This is a genomic window from Candidatus Nebulibacter yamunensis (assembly GCF_024208055.1).
In the GTDB taxonomy this organism is placed as follows: domain Bacteria; phylum Pseudomonadota; class Gammaproteobacteria; order Francisellales; family Francisellaceae; genus Caedibacter; species Caedibacter lacustris.
The window spans coordinates 93,267-111,812 of record NZ_JAMBMW010000003.1 but is presented as its reverse complement, the minus strand read 5'-3'; the positions used below and the strand labels follow the sequence as shown (position 1 = coordinate 111,812).

14 protein-coding genes and 1 pseudogene are annotated in these 18,546 nt (G+C 36.3%); 7 read left to right on the top strand and 8 right to left on the bottom strand.

The genetic code is table 11. From position 1 onward, the window contains the following. The first annotated feature begins 237 nt into the window (after window positions 1–237). On the top strand, window positions 238–2,412 hold the full coding sequence (priA, locus tag M1V25_RS02620) for a replication restart helicase PriA (RefSeq protein ID WP_498842347.1): 2,175 nt from the start codon (window positions 238–240) through the stop codon (window positions 2,410–2,412). Between the two features lie 243 nt (window positions 2,413–2,655). Here the strand turns inward: priA and M1V25_RS02615 are convergent, their stop codons facing one another. Both M1V25_RS02615 and M1V25_RS02610 read right to left on the bottom strand, forming a co-directional pair. Beyond that, window positions 2,656–2,901, bottom strand: a complete 246-nt coding sequence (locus tag M1V25_RS02615) for a hypothetical protein (protein WP_498842346.1) — start codon at window positions 2,899–2,901, stop codon at window positions 2,656–2,658. Between the two features lie 120 nt (window positions 2,902–3,021). Further along, window positions 3,022–4,203: a YihY family inner membrane protein gene (locus M1V25_RS02610; protein WP_498842345.1), complete on the bottom strand. Its 1,182-nt coding sequence runs from the start codon at window positions 4,201–4,203 to the stop codon at window positions 3,022–3,024. 11 nt (window positions 4,204–4,214) lie between these two features. Here M1V25_RS02610 and wrbA point away from each other — a divergent pair, with 11 nt between their 5' ends. The 3 genes from wrbA (at window position 4,215) to feoB (ending at window position 7,413) form a co-directional block, all read left to right on the top strand. Continuing rightward, window positions 4,215–4,799 (top strand): NAD(P)H:quinone oxidoreductase, encoded by a 585-nt coding sequence (gene wrbA, locus M1V25_RS02605; protein ID WP_116964370.1) that lies wholly within the window; start codon window positions 4,215–4,217, stop codon window positions 4,797–4,799. Between the two features lie 80 nt (window positions 4,800–4,879). Beyond that, complete coding sequence (locus tag M1V25_RS02600) at window positions 4,880–5,101, top strand: FeoA domain-containing protein (RefSeq protein ID WP_116964369.1); 222 nt, start codon at window positions 4,880–4,882, stop codon at window positions 5,099–5,101. Further along, window positions 5,098–7,413, top strand: coding sequence for a Fe(2+) transporter permease subunit FeoB (gene feoB, locus M1V25_RS02595; RefSeq protein WP_498842344.1), 2,316 nt, complete (start codon window positions 5,098–5,100; stop codon window positions 7,411–7,413). The genes M1V25_RS02600 and feoB overlap by 4 nt, the downstream gene beginning before the upstream one ends. Before the next feature lie 22 nt (window positions 7,414–7,435). Here feoB and M1V25_RS02590 read toward each other — a convergent pair whose 3' ends face one another. After that, on the bottom strand, window positions 7,436–7,942 hold the full coding sequence (locus tag M1V25_RS02590; RefSeq protein WP_157966642.1) for a hypothetical protein: 507 nt from the start codon (window positions 7,940–7,942) through the stop codon (window positions 7,436–7,438). Between the two features lie 387 nt (window positions 7,943–8,329). Here M1V25_RS02590 and M1V25_RS02585 point away from each other — a divergent pair, with 387 nt between their 5' ends. The 3 genes from M1V25_RS02585 to M1V25_RS02575 all read left to right on the top strand — a co-directional run bounded on the left by M1V25_RS02585 (window position 8,330) and on the right by M1V25_RS02575 (window position 13,105). Continuing rightward, window positions 8,330–10,120: a TolC family protein gene (locus tag M1V25_RS02585; protein WP_498842343.1), complete on the top strand. Its 1,791-nt coding sequence runs from the start codon at window positions 8,330–8,332 to the stop codon at window positions 10,118–10,120. Between the two features lie 307 nt (window positions 10,121–10,427). Then, window positions 10,428–11,762 carry an MFS transporter gene (locus tag M1V25_RS02580; RefSeq protein WP_116963732.1) on the top strand — a complete coding sequence of 445 codons (1,335 nt, stop codon included), beginning with the start codon at window positions 10,428–10,430 and terminating at the stop codon, window positions 11,760–11,762. Between the two features lie 149 nt (window positions 11,763–11,911). Beyond that, complete coding sequence (locus M1V25_RS02575; RefSeq protein ID WP_116963731.1) at window positions 11,912–13,105, top strand: MFS transporter; 1,194 nt, start codon at window positions 11,912–11,914, stop codon at window positions 13,103–13,105. A gap of 50 nt (window positions 13,106–13,155) precedes the next feature. Here M1V25_RS02575 and acs read toward each other — a convergent pair whose 3' ends face one another. The 5 genes and pseudogenes from acs to M1V25_RS02550 all read right to left on the bottom strand — a co-directional run bounded on the left by acs (window position 13,156) and on the right by M1V25_RS02550 (window position 18,399). Continuing rightward, a complete protein-coding gene (gene acs, locus M1V25_RS02570) occupies window positions 13,156–15,093 on the bottom strand; it encodes an acetate--CoA ligase (RefSeq protein ID WP_116963730.1) in 1,938 nt (645 codons plus the stop codon). A 156-nt stretch (window positions 15,094–15,249) separates the two neighbouring features. Then, on the bottom strand, window positions 15,250–16,647 hold the full coding sequence (locus tag M1V25_RS02565) for a COG3014 family protein (RefSeq protein ID WP_116963729.1): 1,398 nt from the start codon (window positions 16,645–16,647) through the stop codon (window positions 15,250–15,252). Next, window positions 16,640–16,811, bottom strand: a pseudogene (locus M1V25_RS02560) (IS1 family transposase); the annotation flags it as partial. The gene M1V25_RS02565 and the pseudogene M1V25_RS02560, both read right to left, overlap by 8 nt. A gap of 56 nt (window positions 16,812–16,867) precedes the next feature. Continuing rightward, on the bottom strand, window positions 16,868–17,467 hold the full coding sequence (gene lpoB, locus M1V25_RS02555) for a penicillin-binding protein activator LpoB (protein ID WP_116963739.1): 600 nt from the start codon (window positions 17,465–17,467) through the stop codon (window positions 16,868–16,870). A gap of 158 nt (window positions 17,468–17,625) precedes the next feature. Then, window positions 17,626–18,399 carry a DUF2147 domain-containing protein gene (locus M1V25_RS02550; RefSeq protein ID WP_116963728.1) on the bottom strand — a complete coding sequence of 258 codons (774 nt, stop codon included), beginning with the start codon at window positions 18,397–18,399 and terminating at the stop codon, window positions 17,626–17,628. Window positions 18,400–18,546: the final 147 nt, after the last annotated feature.

Sequence of the window (18,546 nt, the reverse complement as noted above, 5' to 3'; positions counted from 1 at the left end):
ATCAAGAGTATTCCTATCACAATTTTTAAAGCAGCATCCTTGTAGAAATAGCATACTTATTGTAGTTGGAATTTTCATTATTTTGTATTACTGTAGCACTCTAAAGTTCAAGCCTGGAGTAATTTATGACATTAAAGCAACACATAGTAACAGGGATTTATGATGGTCAAACAAATAATGTAGTTCATCGTAAGATTACAGAAAAAAAGTGATCAACCTTCGTAAAGCAGTATTACAATGATAATCGTTCGAATACTGGTGCAAGGACCTTTTGAGGATGGACTGGACTATCTTTACCCTTTTTCTCATCCCGTGCTTTATACACGTGTTTTAGTTCCTTTAGGAAAGCGCAAGCTTATTGGTATTATTAGCCAAATCAATCCTGACTGTGCCGTTACTAAGGATAAGCTAAAGCAAGTGATCAAAGTGCTTGATTGTAACGCCATCGTTTCTAATCGTACCATCGTGCTCATTAATTGGCTTTCAACCTATTACCAATGCTCACTCTATCAGGCATTAAAATTGGCAATTCCTAAGCTTCTACTACAAAAAGAACAAGCTTTTTACTCTGAAGTAATTGAATATAGATTAGCGAATTCTAATATTAAACTTGCCAAAAATGCACACAAACAAAATCAGTTAATTGAATTACTCAAGCAACGTCAAGTTCTCAACCATAGTGAACTCATTAAATTGGGAGTTCTGCCACAAACACTAAAAGCTTTACTAAATAAAAGCGCCATTCAGAAATACGTGTATCCATATAATCCGTTTTATAACACACAACGACAAACGTATCCTAAAACACTAACAACAGAACAACAAAAAATAGTCTCAACAATTTCTACTCGTTTAGATTATTTCAATACAATACTATTATATGGTGTAACTGGTAGTGGAAAAACGGAAATATACATTGAAACAATCAAACCTATTGTAGAAAAAGGTGGGCAAGTTTTGATTCTTGTTCCTGAAATCAATCTCACACCACAAACGCTTAATCGCTTTCAAAACAGATTGACTCAACCAATGGCTGCTATTCATTCACAACTAACAGATCAAGCACGGTTAGATGTTTGGCTTCATGCAAAGGAAGGGAACATTAATATAATTATTGCCACCAGAACTGGGCTGTTGTTTGATTTGCCTAAGCTTAAAATGATTATTGTAGATGAAGAACATGATGCATCCTACAAACAGCAGAACATACCCAATTATCATGCGCGAGACGTTGCAATTATGAAAGCACAAAAGTTCAATGTTCCAATACTCTTGGGTAGTGGTACACCTTCTCTGGAAAGCTATCATCATGCCATTTCTAATAAATATCATTTGATTTCTATTAAAAAACGAGCACTTAATCAAACACAAAATACGATACACATCATTAATATGCAAAAACAACAAACTGTCTTAGGTTTAAGCCAAGTATTGATCGATAAAATACAACAAGTAATTGCTAAAGGTGAACAGGCATTGCTGTTTATTAATCGGCGTGGATTTGCACATAGCCTTATTTGCCAAGCATGTGGTTGGTGTGCAAACTGTAACCACTGCGAAAAACCTTATACCTTGCACAAAAAACCCCAACACCTAGCCTGTCATTTTTGTGGAAAGGCAAAAGAAATCATTACTGAATGCCCAAATTGTAAATCACATGATTTAATTGATTTTGGTAATGGTACCGAAAAGCTAGAAGACCAGCTTATGGATATTTTCCCTTATGCCAACGTTGCCCGCTTAGATCGCAGCTCAACACAAAGAAAAGGTGAGCTTGAAGCACAATTAAACAATATCAAAAGTAACCATATCGATATTATTGTTGGCACGCAAATGATCACCAAAGGACACGACTTTCAGCATGTCACACTGGTTGGAATTATCAATGCTGATGCTGGGTTTTATAGTCAAGATTTCCACGCTATTGAAAAAACTGCGCAATTAATTACGCAAGTGGCAGGAAGAACAGGGCGTGGTAATAAAAGTGGAGAAGTTTATATCCAAACTTATCAACCAGATAACTCAATTTTGCATTTGATTTTACAAAAACACTATGAGCAATTCTTGCACCATGCACTTGAAACACGTAAACTTTTAAACTACCCACCCTTTTCCTATCAAGCATACATCTACGCACAAGCCACAAAAACTGAAATGTGTACTTATGCTTTGCAAAAACTCTATCACAGCTTATCTCACTATAACCTACACTATCAATTTAAATGTGACATTTCTCCTGTTTTGCCAGCCATTAATATCAAACAAGCAGGTTATTATCGATTTATGTTGATGCTCACAGCAAAAAACCGCTCAACTTTGCAAAAACTCCTTAAATCCATTAAACATGAAATTGCAACTACACGAAAAAAAGTAAAAATCACAGTTGATATCGATCCGATCGAAATTAAATAAAGTCAATAATGGGTTACTTGAGTATCATACTAATGATTTGTTGCACACTACTTAATTTACCTTCTAGCTTTTCATCTAGATCTAAGAAATAACCTAAATTTGGGTAAAGGGCATAAACTGTCTCTTTCGCCAAATCACATTAAGCACTATAAATACCCCCAACTGTCAAGATAGTTGAGAGTATTATACTTACTCATCCAGCTTTACGGATAGCTTAATATTTCCAGCATCCACAGCTTCCTTCTAAACACCAAATAGCACATGCTTATGGCAACAATAACGATATGCTGCCCATAGAACGATCAACTGAAAAATAATGGCAACAGCTAACACCCATATAGGTCCATTAAACCAGAAGATTAACATTTCAGCAGCCGCAGGACCAATAAGCCAAGTTGGCTCATCTCTGGTCACAATTCGCTCAAGATTATCAAAAGTATGAGCGACCCCCTTTGGGATGATGAAATCTGGAAGGAGAATAACTGACAATTACCTGACTTCCTTTTGATGGCGAATCCTTATTGCAGTCAATGAAATACCCAGTGATTTTTCTGCCAGTGTCTACAAAAAAGTTAACCGATTATTTTGACCAAACTATATCTTATTTAGTCAAATAACCAAGTTAATTAGCGCTAAATCCATCTGTTTGTGCATGCCTGCCTTAAGCGAGCTTAGCTCAATATTTTCATCCTTACTAAGACTCAGAAAACATGCCAGGTTTTGATAGAGCACATTGAGCTTTTCCGTGGCAAGATCGCAGCTTAACACATACTTTTGCTCTTGGGTAATACAGACATAGTGGTGTTTTACCAGTAGCGCTAGCAGCTCATCCAATGCGTTTAAATCAACATCTAAGCCAATTTTAATCAACTCATTTTTACTCACAGCCCGTTTGCTTTTTTGCTGTTCATAAAGCACTTTTAAAATTTTGATCGAAAGCTCAAAACGCATGGCTTTTCCTTGTCCGCGCAAGACTGGCTCAAGACTTAACATGCGAACAACGATCGCACCAAGTAACAATAACTGCCAGGAAATGGCAACCCAAAGGATAAACAACGGAATGATCACCAGGGTACCATACAGCATCTCATAGGTCGGCAAATTCAGCGCGTACCAAGCAAATGCTTTTTTAGCCAGATCAAACACAAGCGCCATCAACAAGCCGCCTAATATGGCGTGCTTAAGCTTCACACGCGTGAAGGGCACAACCTGATAGATAAACGTAAATGCGATTAAATTAAAGACAAATGGCAAAATCTGCAAAAAATTCACAAACCTGCTCACACCATCATTAAGCCAATGCCATGACAGCAAATATGAACTCAAACCCAAACTTGCACCAACCAGTAACGGTCCCAAACTCAACACCGCCCAATATAATAAAAAAGCTTGGGATAAGGGGCGCTCTTTTTTGACCTGCCAGATGTCGTTGAGTACTTTTTCCAGTGAACGCATCATCATAATACTGATAAAGAACAATACCACCACAGCAGTAATTGGAAGCCCTGCACGATTTTGCATGAACATTTTTAAATATTCATTCACTACTTCACCTGAACTTGGCAGCATGTTTTGTAAAATAAACTGCTGAAAGTCACCCTGCATACTCTTAAAGACAGGTAACATACTTAAAATAGAAATTGACACCATTAACAATGGCACCAAGGCAAATAGACTCGTTAATGCTAAGACCGATGCTTTGGCAAGGCAATTTTGTTGCATATATGCTTTAAACACCCATACCCAGAAACTTAAAAATCGCTTACTATAGTGGCATATTAACTTTGCCATAAGGATCCTTTATGCAGAACATTTTAATTCTTTATTATAGTCAGGGCGGCTCTACAAAAGCAATGGCACATAAGATCGCTCAAGGTGTTGAACTAACGGGTTTAGAAGCAAAACTTAGAACAGTGCCAAATATCTCTAGCAACTGTGAAAAAACAGAGCCTGATATTCCCAAAGAAGGTGCAATTTACGTCACTAAAGAAGACCTTATCAACTGTTCAGGTATTATTTTAGGTAGCCCTACACGCTTTGGAAACATGGCAGCCCCCCTTAAATATTTTATTGATAGCACGACTGATTTATGGTTTAAAGGGACACTCATCAATAAACCTGCCGCTGTCTTCACATCTACCGCTAGCTTACATGGGGGACAAGAAACTACCTTGTTATCAATGATGTTACCACTTTTGCATCACGGTGCGATAATCGTTGGCATTCCTTATAGCGAACCCTCACTCCAAAATACCCAAACAGGGGGGACTCCTTATGGTTTAAGTCATTACGATGGGATCAATTCAAATAACTCGCTTTCAAATGATGAAATCATCCTAGCCAAGGCACTTGGCAAGCGAGTTGCAGACATTGCAAAACTTAAATGATAATGCTTATCAATTGAGTTGACTCAAACTCAACTGATAGCTATAATGCCAAGCTACTTGCTAACCAATTCACGATAATTATGACTATTAAAACGAAGCAGGCTTATAAAATCCTAGGATTTAACGACAACTGCCCTCGTAACTACATGCAAAAATTACTCTCACTTGGTTTTATTCCAGGGGGTAGCTTTTATATTGCTAAAAAAGCACTGTTTGGTAACCCTTACCACATTACCATAAAAAACTTTTCGGTTTCACTTCGCAAATCAGAAATTTTATTCATGCAGGTTGAAAAAATATGAAATATGCAATCATAGGTAATCCCAATTGTGGTAAAACGACTCTTTTTAATGCTTTAACTGGGCTTAAACAAAAAGTAGGTAACTGGAGTGGTGTTACCGTCGATAGAAAGGTTGGTTATATTGAATCTGATAATCAACGCCTTGAAATCGTTGATCTACCTGGCATTTATACACTAACCGCAAGCGATCAATCTTCAATTGATGAACAAATTGCATCACGCTTTATCGTCGAAGATAAGCCAGATGCAATTATCAACGTCATTGACGCATCAAATTTAGAGAGAAATCTCTATCTGACCATGCAATTAATCGAGACAGAAATTCCTGTTATCTTAGTAATTAATATGATAGATGTTGCAAATAAAAAAGGAATTGTCATAAATTATCAAAAGCTTCAAGAAACGTTAGGTTGTATGGTTGTTCCAGTCATTGGTCGTAAAAAAGTAGGAATTGATGAGCTAAAAAGTGCGTTATTTCAAACACACTCATCGTCTTGTTATACATTGGAACAGTATTACCCAAACGAAATAAATGCTTTAACCAATACTTTGACTGAGCTTACTCACGATTATCCCAATTTATGGCTTGCTACATCGTTAGCAGAAGATAACTACCTGTTAAAAACACTATTTGACGGTATAACTTACGAGCGCTTACAACAATTAAAAGCATACTTTAAACTTGATCAGAAAACTGACATCGCTTTATCTACTGCACGCTATAAGGCAATTGAAAACGTCATCAAAAAAGTCTGTAAAACTCAAGCAATTACACCCCATAAAACCACTGAACTGATTGATAAAGTATGTATGAATAAATACCTTGGTATCCCAATATTCTTATTTGTAATGTACTTAATGTTTGAGTTTTCGATCACTATTGGTGGTGCCTTACAACCTTTATTCGATAATACATCAAATATAATTTTTATTGAAGGCATGACCCATTTAAGTTTATACCTTGGCTTACCTTTATGGCTTGTTGCAGTGATTGCACAAGGGATAGGCTTAGGTATTAATACCGTCTTAACCTTTATTCCACAAATTGGTTGCATGTTTTTATTTTTATCCTTTTTAGAAGACTCTGGTTACATGGCGCGTGCTGCTTATGTCATGGATAGATTCATGCAAGCGATTGGACTACCAGGGAAGGCTTTTGTGCCCTTGATTGTTGGGTTTGGCTGTAATGTGCCATCGGTAATGGCTGCACGAACACTTGAAACACGTCGTGATAGATTAATGACAATCATGATGGCACCCTTTATGTCCTGTGGTGCACGCTTAGCGATTTTTGCAGTATTCGCCGCAGCGTTCTTTCCGCATAATAGTGCCTTTATTATATTTAGTCTCTACATCGCTGGAATTATTGGTGCTATTGTTACAGGCTATGTTGTGAAATTTGCATTGTTAACCGGTCAAAGTACCCCCTTTGTTATGGAATTACCTGTCTATCATCTACCTAACCTTAAAACCATTTGCTTCAATAGCTGGGATCGCTTAAAACGTTTTATTTTTCGTGCAGGGAAGGTGATTATCCCGATTTGTGTATTAGTGGGAACGCTCAATAGTATTGAAACAAACGGTCAAGTTATAGCAGGAGGGTCTCCACAATCTATACTTGCTGAAACTGGACGTGCTATTACACCAATTCTGAAACCAATGGGAGTGTCTGAAGAAAACTGGCAAGCAACTGTAGGCTTACTTACAGGAACCTTGGCCAAAGAAGTTGTTGTTGGCACATTAAATACTCTTTATACTCAGGAAAAACCTCAGAGTCTTGCCGCCACAGCTGATGAAACATTTGACCTTTTGGAAGGTCTTGCTGTATCTTGGTACGACACTGTTGATAGTTTCAAAAACATGAACATTGGTGCTTTTATTAATCCATTCTCAGCTAATGAAAGTGATGCTAATATGGATAAAACAGCGATGGGTTCAATGATTATTGCTTTTGGTTCTCTGGCTGCCGCATTTTCTTATATGTTATTTGTTCTACTTTACGTTCCTTGCGCTTCAGTGATTGGTGCTATGGCACGTGAAGCTACACGTGGTTGGGCAGTAATATCTGTCATCTGGAGCACCTCAATTGCTTATACAGCTGCTGTTATCTCCTATCAATTAGCACAATTGACCATAGCCCCCTTGCACGCATTGAGCTGGATACTTGCAGTTATTATTTATATGGCAATGTTAGTTATTATAATGAAGCGTTTGTCACAAAAGCTATGCTTTAAACTAGAGCTCAATCAAACATGTTTAAAAGACTGTGGAACGACTGCTAAAGTTTCAAAAGTTACTTCAAATTGCCATTAAAATATATTGCAACACGATAATATTAGAAAGAAATAGCAGCTCCTGTGATTAAATCATCTAAACTTTGCAGTGGTCCCAATGGGCGAATCTCATCAATATAGGCTTTACGTTTAGGCTCACCTGACCATAGCTTATAGACGACAAGCTCATCTTGAATAATAAATACTGCTTGAAACCCCCAGCCTTCTTTCATTGTTTCTCGACGAAAACTCGTTAAATCAAGAAAGACATTACCAATACGTTTTTCATAGTCGTAATCGACATTGACAACGTATGCCTGGCAATGCTTAAACATGCTTAAACATTTGGCAACAGGAGCAGGAATATTCTTACCTGTACTCAAAGGGTCAAAACGAATACGTGTATCTAAGTAATTTTCAATCTTAACATTATTGGCCGCGTATGGATCAAAACCCATATTTTTTAACTCATTTACACTTGTTTTATTTGGAGTGACTTTATCGTAAACCTGTTGAATACTATCAAAAGATGACCACTGGTCATTACGCTCAATTTTTTTGGATGGCAAAAGAAAGCTGCATCCACTCAAAAATGTTGCAAGTGCAAAAACTGTGAGGCCCATTTGCCTGTTCATTGCAACTGTCCTTATGCTTTTCTTATACTTGTATAGTTAAAGTATAGTTCAAGCTCATTAAATATACAGCAATTCCAAAATATCTCCAAACCATATATAGGAAGAGTTTTATTGAAAGTAATTAAATTGCTTACTATCAAGAGTTTTTGCACCCTATCCTATAGTAAGTTTTTTACATATCCTTATGAAACAATTTATAGTTATTAGCTTATATTATCTGTACATTATCAATATATTATATTGCATTTTAAAAATCTTCGTCTAAGTTTCTAATTAACTATCACTTAAGCTTATGAACAAATCATTCACTGGAGTAACGCTATGAATAATCATACTAATAAAAAAAGGAACCTTCTTGTAAAAGCTTTACCTTTTGCGATTGGAGCTTTACTAATAACAGGCTGTAGCATTACCCCTACAGCTGTAGAGAATGAAGCTCAATTGAACAACACTTACAAGGGATTTCATGAAACAATAAAACGACAACCGCCAATTGATCACAAAATTACTTTAGCAGAAGCAATTGCACGCACTCTCAAATACAATCTTGATCACAAAGTCCAACAAGCACAATTGATGCTGGAATCTGGAAATCTTAAAGCCGCCTATATGGAAATGCTGCCAGCGCTTAACCTTAATGTTGATTATAGTTTTAGAAATAATGAACTGATTCAAAACCTCGTCAATGCTAATGGTCAAGTGACTCCTGGACAACAAAGTTATACACCACGAGAAGTATTAAACCAATCTTATGGGTTACAATGGAGTTTGTTAGACTTAGGTTTAAGTTATACCCGTGCTCAACAGCAAGCCAGTCGTGTAATGATCGCCGAAGAAGAGCGCAGAAAGATTACCCAGCAACTCATTCAAGAAGTGATCTCTGCATATTGGAAAGCCTGGACTGCACAAACGATGGTAACCGAAGTCACCCAATTTAAAGAAAAAGCGGAACTTGCTTTAAAACGCTCCAAAGAAGCTACAGAGAAAAAAGCCAATACCCCACAAATTGAGCTGGATTACCAACAAGTATTGATTAAAGCGATTCGTAAGATTAATCAACTTAAAGCCCAAATCGTGGATGCCAAAGCCAATCTTACACGATTAATGAATGCTGAACCTAATAGTAATTTTGAACTCTCTGATCCAGGCACAAATTTAATGACCTTACCTAATATTTCACCTCAATTTGAAAAAATGGATACATTAGCCCTAATCTATCGACCTGAATTAAGACAAGCCTCTTATCAGGCTGAAATTGCCAAAAAAGGTATTCAAGCTGCAATTATTAATATGCTTCCTGGTATTGATTTTTCATTTGGTTATAATACAACCAATAATGAATTTATGAAAAATCAATATTGGTTGGGTGGGAATATTGGCACATCACTTAACCTTATTCAAACCTTGTTAAGTGGTCCTTATGCCATTAATCTTGCTAATCAAACTCATAGTTTTGAGCAACTTAAACAAATTGCAGCAACAATAACAGTGCTTACCCAAGTGCGCATAGCCTATAGCAATTATTTATTATGGCAAGAGGATGCAAATTATGCCTTGCAAGAATCTAAAGTATCGATGGCACTATTTGAACATGCCAAAAAGCTTGAACAGGCTAATCAAGGCAATGAACAAATCACCATTCGTCGCGGAATAGAAGCAATTTCTGCACAATTTGATAAGGATGTTACTCTTGCACGAGCACATGATGCCTTGTCTAAGCTTTATCAATCAATTGGTTTAGATATTATGCCAACTCAAGTACGTGAGCTGCCACTAGATCAGTTACAGCAAAAGGTAGAAGAAGTGTTAAAGGCACAAAGTCAAGGTCAATTTAACCAGGAAATCGATAAAGCTTATTCTGACATCAAACCTACCTTAGATAAAATCAAAGTTGAAATGGTAGAGGAACAGAATAGCATACAAACGGAAATAATTGATGAAAAAATGACAACTGAAGCTATACATACAAATAATAACAATCATCATTCTCATCAAACCCCTCAAGTTTCTGATTCCACTGAATTGACTAGCGTTTCTGAATCTTCACGCTCTTTGAAGATAGTTGGGCCTTCAATACATTCTATGCCCTCTAACAGCGCTGACTCTCATTAATCCACACACACACTTTGCCTCATCTTGTACTTTTTACGTATTTCCGTTAGCATAACGACACTTAATAAAAAACCTTAACGCTTAAAGTTCAGCAAGAAAAGTGTGTACATCAATGCAACTATTTGTGGTTTTGTATTTTTTTGTGTAAGCACATTTATCTACGTTTTATTGATCAATACTCTTTTTGTGTAACCCTTCTTAAAATTTCAATAAAATGTTACATTATTCTATAGATTTAAAATTGCATTACTTTGAAAACAACTTAAACTAAACTCAACCGTTGTTTTTTAATAAAAATGATTATTTTATGATTCAACACTTTTTTAAACCCGCTAAAGCGGTCACAATGTTACCAGCTACAACAGTTGCCAAACTCTATCCACATTGGCGATTAAGAATGTTTTTGGTCGCTTATATTGGCTATTTTACCTATTACTTTGGGCGCAGCAGCTTTGATATTTCTAAGCAATATATTACTACTTTAACAACCGATCAACTTGGGTTTATCGGTGCTGCTTTAGGAATCGCTTATGGCTTGAGCAAATTCTTAATGGGGAATGTCTCTGATCGCAGCCATGCTAAAGTCTTCTTAGCAACAGGGCTATTAATTTCTGGTACTTTAAATTTACTTCTACCTTCATTCTTAAATGCTGGTGTTGCAATCATGTTTTTTGTAATGTTTTTAAACGGCTGGGGACAGGGCATGGGGTGGCCTGCATGTGCGCGCATCATTACCCACTGGTTTAGTGATAAAGAGCGTGGTACCAAAATGGGGATATGGAACACCGCACATAACGTTGGAGCAGGCATATTTGCAATCGGCGTAGTGCCATTAGGTATATTTTTATTTAAAGACAATTGGCATGGTCTTTTTTATCTTGCTGGAATTTTATGTATTTCTATTGCCGTGCTTATTCTCATTTTTGGTGCAGATACACCTCAATCTGTCGGCTTACCTCCAATTGAAGATTATAGCCATGACTATCCACCTGTGGCATGTGCTAAAACCAAAGCAGAACGAGAAAAAGAGTTAGGCGCAAAAGCAATATTTTTTCAACATGTGTTAAACAACCCTTGGATTTGGACAATTGCAATTGCTAATGCATTTGTTTATTGTGCACGTTATGGCCTTTTAAGCTGGTCCACCTATTATCTTGTACAAGTGAAACATATGTCTATGACAACAGGTTTGCTTGGCTTTGCTTTATTTGAGTTACCTGCCATCCCTGGAACAATTTTAATTGGTTGGTTAACAGACCGTTTATTTAATGGTCGTCGCGCACCCATGAGCGTTATCTGTATGGTGTTATTTATTGCTGTATTATTTGTTTATTGGCAAAGCAATACACCTTGGATAATGCTACTTTCTCTATCCGCTATGGGAATATTGATTTATGGACCTGTAGCCTTAATTGGTATTTTAGCAATAGATTTAGTACCAAAAAAAGCAGCAGGAACAGCTGCTGGATTTACTGGACTTTTTGGCTACTTTTTAGGAACGGTTGGCGCACAAGCCGTCATTGGCATAATTGCAGCTTATTATGGTTGGAATGAAGTATTTATTTTCTTACTTACAGCAAGCATCATTGCAACTATTTTACTTGCATTGTGCTGGAATCTGCATAATCGTAAAGAAGCATAACTAAATAAATTACTGAGTTTTCTTACTACTAGAAAATAATAAAAGTCTTAACTAAAAGCAATTGCTAACAATACCATGCTATCTCTTTATTTACAAACCCCTTCTGTTATACTGTTTTGACTTAAAGAGCTCATTCATTTCAAAACATCATGAAAGCACAAAATTACGTTTATTTTTTCGCTATTTTTTTAGTTGGTGTATACGTTTGTGCTTATGATATGTACATATCTGCCTTGCCTTTATTGCAGCAAGATTTTGCAGTAAGTGTTAGTCAAAGCCAATTAACGCTTACCTTATTTGTTATAGCAGGAGCAGTTTTTGCAATTCCTGCTGGAGTTATCAGCGATAAATTTGGTCGCAAAGTAGCTCTCATATTATATGCTTGCGTAGTTGCTCTTGGCAGTGTCATTTGTCTTTTAGCAAACAGCATTTACATTTTTTATTTGGGACGCATCTTACAAGGGATTGGCGCATCTGGTTTATACATTATTGCAATTGCCATTCCTAAAGATTTACTGACTGGCAACGAATATGTCAGAGCCTGGCAAAGCTTAACACTTTTATTCTACGTTGCCCCCTCTATCGCCGGCTTTATTGGTGGTTATATTGTTTACTTTGGTGGTTGGCAATCGGTTTTTAATAGCGTTATTCTTATTTCAATTTTAACTTTATTTGTTGTACTTATTTACTTTAAAAATCCGCCTTCTCATGAAAGCGACCAAAAAATTTCCAGTCGCAAAAAAATGGTTAACATCCTTAAAAATATAAAGTTTCTAAGTTATTGTTATATTACTTCTGCTGCTTGGTCAGGGATGTCAATTTTCTATATTTGTACACCTTATATTGTCATCAGTACACTTGGTTATAGCACAATTATTTACGGTTGGTTGTCCTTTTTACTTATCCTCTTTGGTGCCATTGGCCGCTGGATAAATATTCGTTGGCTACATGGAATAATGAGTTATGAGAAAAGCGCTTTATTATTTTCATTTGTAGCGGTTTTTAGCGGTTTGTTATTTATCTTTGCGTATTTAGCTCCCGTGAATCTTGCCATCTATATTATAGGTATCAGTGCAATTTTATTTGGTTTCTCATCTGCATTAGTAAGCGTCAATTCATCGACTATTGCTTTCTTGCTCATAGAAAAATCCCATAATGCAGTTGCATCGTCCATTTATGGGCTTAGTCTTGACCTTTTTATTGCTCTTTCATTAATTTTTGCCAATTTAATGTATCCAAATTTGATTTTACTTGGTGGCATGATTACTTGTTTTTATATTTTGGCAATTATTTTGATTTTTAAATTTAAGACACCAAAAAACTACAACAGCTTAGCTATCTGATCATACAGGAAAATAGTAAACGCTAATCAAAATTCAAACTTATACTGAAATTACTGCGACCCTTTCTTAACAATTCGATAATCTGAACGATTAGCAATTAAGTTTTTAACACAATTTGCATCGGCAAGGGTAGAGGTATCGCCGATTTGCTGTTCTTCAAAATGCGCAATTTTACGTAATATGCGACGCATAATTTTACCTGAACGCGTTTTAGGCAGCATTGGCACCCATTGGATTACTTTAATACTGGCAATAGGACCATACGTTTTGCGCACCCATTCCATAATATCTTGTTTAAGCAATTCAGATGGTGTGATACCTTTCTCTAATATTACATATGCATAAATGACTTCACCTTTAATTGCATCTGGAATGCCAACAACAGCTGTTTCTGCAACAGCTTCGTGAGAATCGATAACACTTTCAATTTCAGCTGTACCAATTCTATGCCCTGCAATGCTGATTACATCATCTAACCGACCACTTATCCAATAGTGCCCATCTTTATCACGATATGCACCATCTCCTGGGAAATAATAACCTAGATAAACATTAAAATAACTATCCATATAACGCTTATGATCACCCCAGAGCGTACGCATCATCCCCGGCCACGGACGTTTAATAACAATTGCACCATAATCATGTGCTGTTAACGCACCCTTTAGTTCATTGGCAGTGTTTTTATCCAAAATCGCAGGCTCAATCCCCCAAAAAGGATACATTGCTGAACCTGGTTTCTGATATTGAGTATGATCAGGTGAAATCATAACCCCACCTGTTTCAGTTTGCCACCAAGTATCCACAATTGAACACTTCCCCTTGCCTACTTTATCGTGATACCAATGCCAAGCTTCACGGTTAATTGGTTCACCAACTGTTCCTAAAATACGTAACGAATCTCTTTTTGTATTAGCCAATACGGCATCATCACCTTCTGCTTGTAAAGCTCTTATAGCCGTAGGTGCAGTATAAAAAATATTCACTTTATATTTATCAACCACATCAAAAAAACGTGATTTTTGTGGATAACTTGGGACCCCTTCAAATAGCACGTTTGTTGTGGCATTAGCCAGTGGTCCATAAATAACATATGAATGTCCTGTAATCCAACCGACATCAGCTGTACACCAATAAACATCACCATCTTTCAAATCAAAAATCTGTTTGTGTGTTGTTGCTGCATAAACCAAATAACCTGCTGTAGTATGTACTACACCTTTTGGCTTACCTGTAGAACCTGAAGTATATAAAATAAAAAGTGGATCTTCCGCATTCATGGGTTCAATTGGACAGAACACGTCTACTTGCTGAGCAAGCTTATAATAATGGACATCAATTTTATCATTCCAATTATTTATGTTGTGGGCATGCTCAACCACAAGTACTTTTTCAACTGTTGGGCAGTTTTTGATTGCTTCATCAACATTAGTTTTCAGTGGAATAGATTTTCCACCTCTATAACCGCCATCTGCAGTAATGATAAATGTACACTTTGCATCATTAACACGATCAGCGATTGCAACAGGGGAAAAACCACCAAAAATAACTGAATGTACCGCACCAATACGCGCACAGGCAAGCATAGCAACAGGTGCTTCGACAATCATTGGCAAGTAAATACAAACTACATCACCTTTTTTGACACCAAGGGTTTTAAGAACATTAGCAAAGCGATTAACCCTATCGTAAAGTGCTTGATAACTCAACGCTTGACTATGTTTAGGGTTATCCCCTTCCCAATAAAATGCAATTCTATCTGCATATTTTGACAAATGGCGATCAACACAATTATAAGAAACATTTAAGATACCTTCTTCAAACCATTTTACATTTCCTTCTTGAAAGGATCCACTGGTTACAGTATTCCACGGTTTAATCCAATCAATAATCTCACTCTTTTTTGCCCAAAACGTAGCATTATCATCAATGCTTCGTTGATATTGTGTCAACCAACCTTCTGACATCTGCAATTTCCTTTTTTGCATATTAACTATAACAAAAGGCTAACAAAAAAATCTGCCTATGGCTATATTGTTATACTTACGGTTTTTCAATGCTAACTATTTTATGCTAATTCAATATTGAAAATGAGCAAAATATTACTGAATATATTTTATTTTATCAGTATGATGCTCTTAATTTTACAAAATAAAATGATAAACCTTATTAAAGTCATCTATATTAACAAACCAAATCAAGGTTGTCTTATTGGCTTTTATTTCAACGTTCTGCTGCTTTTTACCAAGATCAATTGTATAGTTACCTGCCTTAAATTGATTTTCATAGAGTTGGATATTATTTGGCAACAAAAGCCAACTGCGCTCATCTGCTTGTGCAGTGACAAAACTATAGATTGAGCCAGCTAATAAACCCCAGCCACCAGCCTGGTTAGTTGCCTCATAAGTGGCAAGTGACTTTACTACCAACCGAATCACTTCACGCGTGATAATCACAGGGTACTCCTCTGTCAACGATTTAGTTGCCATTTGAGTTGTATTGACGAGCAACGCTGTCTGAGCACGATCTTGAATCCGATCATTTTGAGCAACATATATGCTTTTTTCTGGTAACAACGTATATTTGGATGGGTAGTAAGCGACCGCTACTTCTTGTAAACCAAGCTTGCCTAAAAATAATGGTAGTTTAATCGCCTCTCTAGGAGTTACAAAACCTTGTTCATAAATTACAACCAAACGCCCTTTGCCATTTTCATAAGCACTTCCTCCATTAAAGCCACGCTCTATTTCTTGATATGTGCGTAGAACGTAAGGATTATCTGGAAGCACTCGTTTAGCATCCTTAATGGATATAAACGCATTATTGTAATTCTCATCAAATGCTTCATACAAGATGCTTGCTAAATAATAACCAAATCCATTTTCATACGCATTGGTAGCATCCTTTACTGAACTAAACATCTCATTAATTTCTTTAGATTTTTTAAGTCCTAAGTTTTCTTCATCAATATCGACCTTAGCAGTATCTTTTTGATATTTACTTTGCATATCCTCCACCATTAATTTTTGTTGATATGTCCAATATTGAGCATTGCTTAACTGACGAATGGCAACTAAAGCGCCACTTAAATCATTTTGTGATAAATAATTTAGCGCTTGATATGGATATAAAAATGTCATCGCATAATCAGGTGTAGAAAAAGGTAATCCTCGATCATTGGTTAATACTGCTCCCATATTTTGTAAAACTTTTGACACCTGGACTTTTGCAGCCATTTTATTGGTCGCTACTGTTTGGATAACGGCTTGATAGCCTTTTTTTGATCGCTCAACGTTATCGTTTAATTGTGCTAAACGTGCCTGCTCCAATAAATATAGATTATCTTCTGTTGGATTATCTCCAAACTGGTTACTAAAAGATTTCTGTGCTGCTTTAGCATCTCCTTTAGCTAAATCAACTTTAACTTCAGATATTTTTTTAGGATAGGATGCTGAAAAAGTGGCACAACCTGATAACAATAAAAATATAATACCAACAACGCTAAGTATTAAATTTTTGTAGCGTTTTACTTTGTTATTCATATATACCCCGTCCCCATTCAATTTGGTTGATATAAAGACCAATTACAGTGCATGCATCACGCATTAGCTCACTTTTTGAGAAACAGATAGTTTTCCTCACAAGGCGCTTTATCCTCGTTCTAAACGTTTAAAGATTTACGCTCAATCTTCTGCGTGTTGCGTTTCCAACGTTGTGATACTCCTTAAGGAATACATGTGAAGTAAGTGATTTTTGTTTCCTTTACCAACCAAAGGTGCTACGTTTTTGAGTCTTACGAATTTGTTTTTGGTCTTGCCACACGATGATACCAGTTTTCAAGTCAATCATTTTTAGCGTAATCAAGAAGAATAAAGATTGCTGGTTACTATTCATTGATTGCATATCAGCAATGCTACCATAAATCATGTACTGTGCCCCAATTTGTTGCCCCATTTTGATTGCAGTTGCCTGATCAACCATGCCAGAGCCTGCTTGGTAGTCCATTTGTTCTTTCATTTCTTTGACTTGAGACATATCGGTAAATTGAAATTTACCACTATTAATAATCTCAGTGGAAACCGTATTGGCTAACATCCCTGTATTAATATGCTCTGCTGTTTCATTCTTAATGGTGCTAAAGAATACAACAGGCTGTGCACCTGCGGTAATGCGCGCAATTGCAGGCGATGACAACATACCACCAACCATTTTCTGGGTCGTTGTTTGCAGATCAGTTGAATTAAAATTAATTGAAGTAGTGTCAACACCTTGTGGGTCAACATAGCTTACATTGCCTGAGCTTGCACAACCTGCTAGTAAACTTACCGACAATAAAGTAGGTAAAAGGCATATTTTTTTGATCTTGATATTTAATCTCATCTTTACTCCATTATTCCGAAATTTAGTTTGTCAAATTCAGTTTGACGATGATTTTATGTAAAAAATATTATTAGTTCAAAACTTATCTATTGAAATAATAAATAAAAAATCTTTTCTGATGGTTACAACGTTAAAAATGATTAAAATGCACACAAATCACGAGCTTTTAACGTAATATTGGAACACTGTTCCCATAGTTTCTCACTCGCCATTTTGCCATTCTTATCAGTATATGGATAATGACCTTCAGCCGTTAATCCACACGCCTTAGCACATTGTTTAACCTGATTCTCATCAATTCGATACCAATATTGCGTACGCCCAAATAATGAGAAACCAATATAACCTCTTACATAAAGTTTGTTACCATTTTCTTGGACTTGAATTTTACAGCTATAAACTTTGCCATTAGATGGATCTAAAATTGAACCATCATCATATAAAGCACCATCTGAACCCTCTTTTTTCCCACCCTTGATAAAACCCCACATAATTTTAAGATCTTGCACTTGATTGTTGGGATAATTTGAATAATCAAACTGATAACCGTTTTCATTTCCCTTTCCACATTTCTTACATACTACCTCAGGCACTTGCTTTTTCCCATCTACAATATTCACAAATGGCACCACAATCTTGCCTTCCAGTTGACCATTTTTGCCTTTATAAACTTGTAGAATAGACTGGGCTTGCTTTCCGTCATCAGTATACTGTAACCAATAACCCACTGGTGAATATAAGTCTTGCTGCCTATTATGTTCTACAATTGTTTGATCATTAATCATTTTTGGTATTGTATTCTCAATATTTCCTGGTGAGTTTAACTCATCTTGTGCATAAGCAGGAATGCTGATAGCTATCCAACATATTGCTGCTATAGCTAATAATTTTTTTTTCCTCATTTGACTTAACATTTTATCTCCTTATTGATGAATTTAACATTTTGATTCATGTAGGGCAGTCACCAAACTATATCCCTTTGCAATATTGTACGCATTTTTGTTAAAACTGCTAATACATCTTTATTTCTTGTCCACTTCTAAAGTACTCTTTTCTAAGTT